The sequence below is a fragment of the Flavobacterium sp. genome, from assembly GCF_044376915.1.
In the GTDB taxonomy this organism is placed as follows: Bacteria; Bacteroidota; Bacteroidia; order Flavobacteriales; family Flavobacteriaceae; genus Flavobacterium.
Genome location: NZ_JBILKB010000130.1, coordinates 1 through 3246 on the forward strand (window position 1 = coordinate 1; position 3246 = coordinate 3246).

General features: G+C 29.9%; 3 protein-coding genes. All 3 read left to right on the top strand.

Features of this window, described 5'->3' with window-relative positions; genetic code table 11:
* The coding region (locus ACIQ6Z_RS09650; protein WP_396210668.1) for a capsule assembly Wzi family protein at positions 1 to 1160 on the top strand (1160 nt) is incomplete at its 5' end.
* A 76-nt stretch (positions 1161 to 1236) separates the two neighbouring features.
* A complete protein-coding gene (gene glf, locus ACIQ6Z_RS09655; protein ID WP_396210669.1) occupies positions 1237 to 2343 on the top strand; it encodes a UDP-galactopyranose mutase in 1107 nt (368 codons plus the stop codon).
* 5 nt (positions 2344 to 2348) lie between these two features.
* On the top strand, positions 2349 to 3218 hold the full coding sequence (locus ACIQ6Z_RS09660) for a DUF4422 domain-containing protein (protein WP_396210670.1): 870 nt from the start codon (positions 2349 to 2351) through the stop codon (positions 3216 to 3218).
* Positions 3219 to 3246 lie beyond the last annotated feature (28 nt).

Genomic DNA, 3246 nt, shown 5'->3' on the forward strand with positions numbered 1-3246 from the left:
ATATCCGATATTTAAATACTTACGACATTCCGGACAGATTAGGTTCTAGCCCCTATAAAAAAATATTTTGGGGACAGAGTTCTTTGAATTATAGAATCGGGAAAGTGAATCTTGGGATATCAAATGAAAACTTATGGTGGGGACCTGGAAAATATAATTCTCTAATAATGAGTAATAACGCACCAGGGTTTATTCACTTTACTTTTAATTCAGTTAAACCTATCTCCACGCCAATAGGTTCTTTTGAATGGCAACTTATCTCTGGTAGGCTTGTTGAGTCAGGCTTAGATATTCCAGCAGAATTTTATATGGTTAATGGTATAAACTATAAAGTAAAAAAATCCAAAGAATGGCGCTATTTATCTGGATTAACCTTAAACTACCAACCCAAATGGATTCCTGGTTTGTATCTTGGATTAAATAGAGTATTTCAACTATATAATAATGATTTAGGAAAAGGGTTTGCTGACTATTTCCCTGTAATTTCTCCATTTCAAAAAAAGAATGTTACAGATGAAGATGGAAAAAATAGAGATCAAATAGCCTCACTATTTTTAAGATGGGTGTTCAAAGAGTCTAAAGCAGAAATTTATTTCGAAAATGGTTGGAACGATCATAAACAAGATATATGGGATTTGCTCCAAGATCCATCACATTCAAGAGCATATACTTTTGGTTTAGGTAAAATATTTACTTTAGAATCTGGGCTAAATAAATATCTTAAATTCAATTTTGAAAATACCTTACTTCAACAAAGCGCTTCTCGAATTGCTAGACCAGCAGGAGCTTGGTACCAACATGGGTCAGTCCTACACGGTTATACTCATATGAGCCAAGTAATAGGGGCTGGTATTGGTCCAGGAAGTAATGCTCAAACTTTAGATTTAAGTTTATGGAAAAAAACTGATGTGTTCGGAATACAAATTGAAAGATATTCTCATAATCTCGATTTTTCTCACGATGTATATACTGATTATTCTATTGGAGAATACAATCGCAGATGGGTAGATTTAAACTTTAATGTGTATGTATTTAAGCAAATTAAGAAATTTGGTTTCAATGGACGATTTACCCATAGTGTAGTGAGAAATTACCAATGGCAAATTCCTAATAATAAAACGAATTTTCAATTACAACTTTCTTTACAATATCATTTATAATTAAAAATTAATTCTGAATAATTTTGTGTATAAATTAATGACACTTTAAATACTATAAATTTAATATTCATATAAAATGGCGCAATTCGATTATTTAATAGTAGGATCTGGTTTATTTGGAGCTGTTTTTGCCCACGAAGCAATGAGAAAGGGAAAAAAATGTTTGGTGATTGACAAAAGAAAACATCCAGGTGGAAATGTATATTGTGAACAAGTAGATGGAATAAATGTACACAAATATGGTGCTCATATTTTTCACACGAATGACAAAGAAATTTGGGAATATGTCAACCAGTTTGTTGAATTCAACAGGTATACTAACTCTCCTGTTGCATTTTATAAAGACGAAGTGTACAACCTACCTTTCAACATGAATACGTTTCAACAATTGTGGGGTATTAAAACTCCAGAAGAAGCAAAAAATAAAATTACCGAACAGGTCATAGCATCAGGTATTAAAGAACCTAAAAACCTTGAAGAACAAGCCATATCCTTAGTTGGAACTGATATTTATGAAAAATTGATCAAAGGCTATACCGAAAAACAATGGGGGAGAAAAGCTACTGAACTTCCTACTTTTATTATCAAACGATTACCGGTAAGATTTACCTACGATAATAATTATTTTAATGATCGATATCAGGGAATTCCAATTGGTGGTTATAACAAATTAATTGATGGATTATTAGACGGAATTGAGGTTAGACTACAAGTTGATTTTTTTTCACAACGGGAGGAGTTAACTAAACTAGCAGACAAGATAGTATTTACGGGAAAAATTGATGAGTTTTATAATTATCAATTTGGCAACTTGGAATATCGAAGTTTAAAATTTGAAAATAAAACCTTGGATCAATCTAATTTTCAAGGAAATGCGGTAATCAATTATACCGATAGTAAAATTCCATATACTCGAATTATTGAGCACAAACATTTTGAATTTGGCACTCAAAATAAAACGATCATTACTTATGAATATCCTGACGAATGGAGTCAAGGGAAAGAATCATATTATCCGATAAATGATTCTAGAAATAATGCCATTTACAGTCAATACAAAAGTTTATCTGAAAAAGAAACTAAAGTCATTTTTGGAGGTAGATTAGCGGAATATAAATACTATGACATGCACCAAATAATTGCTTCTGCATTAAAAAAAAGTAAAGATTACTTAAATAAATAATCAATATGAATACTTCAATTCTAATTTGTACACACAAAGAATTTAATTATATACCAGATAATTCTTTTCTACCTATTCATGTTGGAAAAGAAAACAGTACGACGATTCTTCCCTACCAAACTGATAACAAAGGGATTAACATAAGTTCGAAAAATAAGAATTATTGCGAACTAACTGCATTATATTGGGCATGGAAAAATTTAAACGACGTTACCACAATTGGACTTTGCCATTATAGACGTTTTTTTGATTTTTCAGGTACAAAAAATTCAATTGAAACAATTGAAATTAATGAACCTTATTTTTTGAATTATTTTGAAAATTATTGTTTTCATGATAATTATCTGGAGGGTTTTGACATTATTTTACCCAAAAAAATAGTTAAAACACGATCCTTATTTAGTCATTATTCGTTATCTCATTTGCCTAAAGACTTTCATATTTTAGAAAAAACTTTAATTAGGTTATATCCTGAATACGAAGCTTCTTTCAAAAAAACAATGTTTGAAACCAATTCGTTTTCTCCCTTCAATATGTTTGTTGCTAGCAAAGAATTGGCTGATAACTATTCTAATTGGTTGTTTACAATTCTTGAAAACGTAGAACAACAACTTACTATTTCAACTAATCCCTATCAAGAAAGAGTATTGGGTTTTATGTCCGAACGTTTATTAAACGTATATGTAAATCATCATAAATTAAAAGTTAAATACTTCCCAGTTCATTTAATTACCAACAAAGTCAAATCAAATTCATTAGCTATAAAAAAGATAATAGAGAGTTATAACAATATCATTTTTTGGTTTAGAAAGATGGTTGTAAGGAAAATAGCAACGAATTCAATTTATTTTGTGATAGCTATTATAAGTAGATAATATTTAAATAAAAAAACAAATTGGCCTA

Bases quoted from the DNA above. Each gene is read 5' to 3' on its own strand.
- glf (WP_396210669.1), top strand. From the start codon at position 1,237: ATGGCGCAATTCGATTATTTAATAGTAGGATCTGGTTTATTTGGAGCT.
- ACIQ6Z_RS09660 (WP_396210670.1), top strand. From the start codon at position 2,349: ATGAATACTTCAATTCTAATTTGTACACACAAAGAATTTAATTATATA.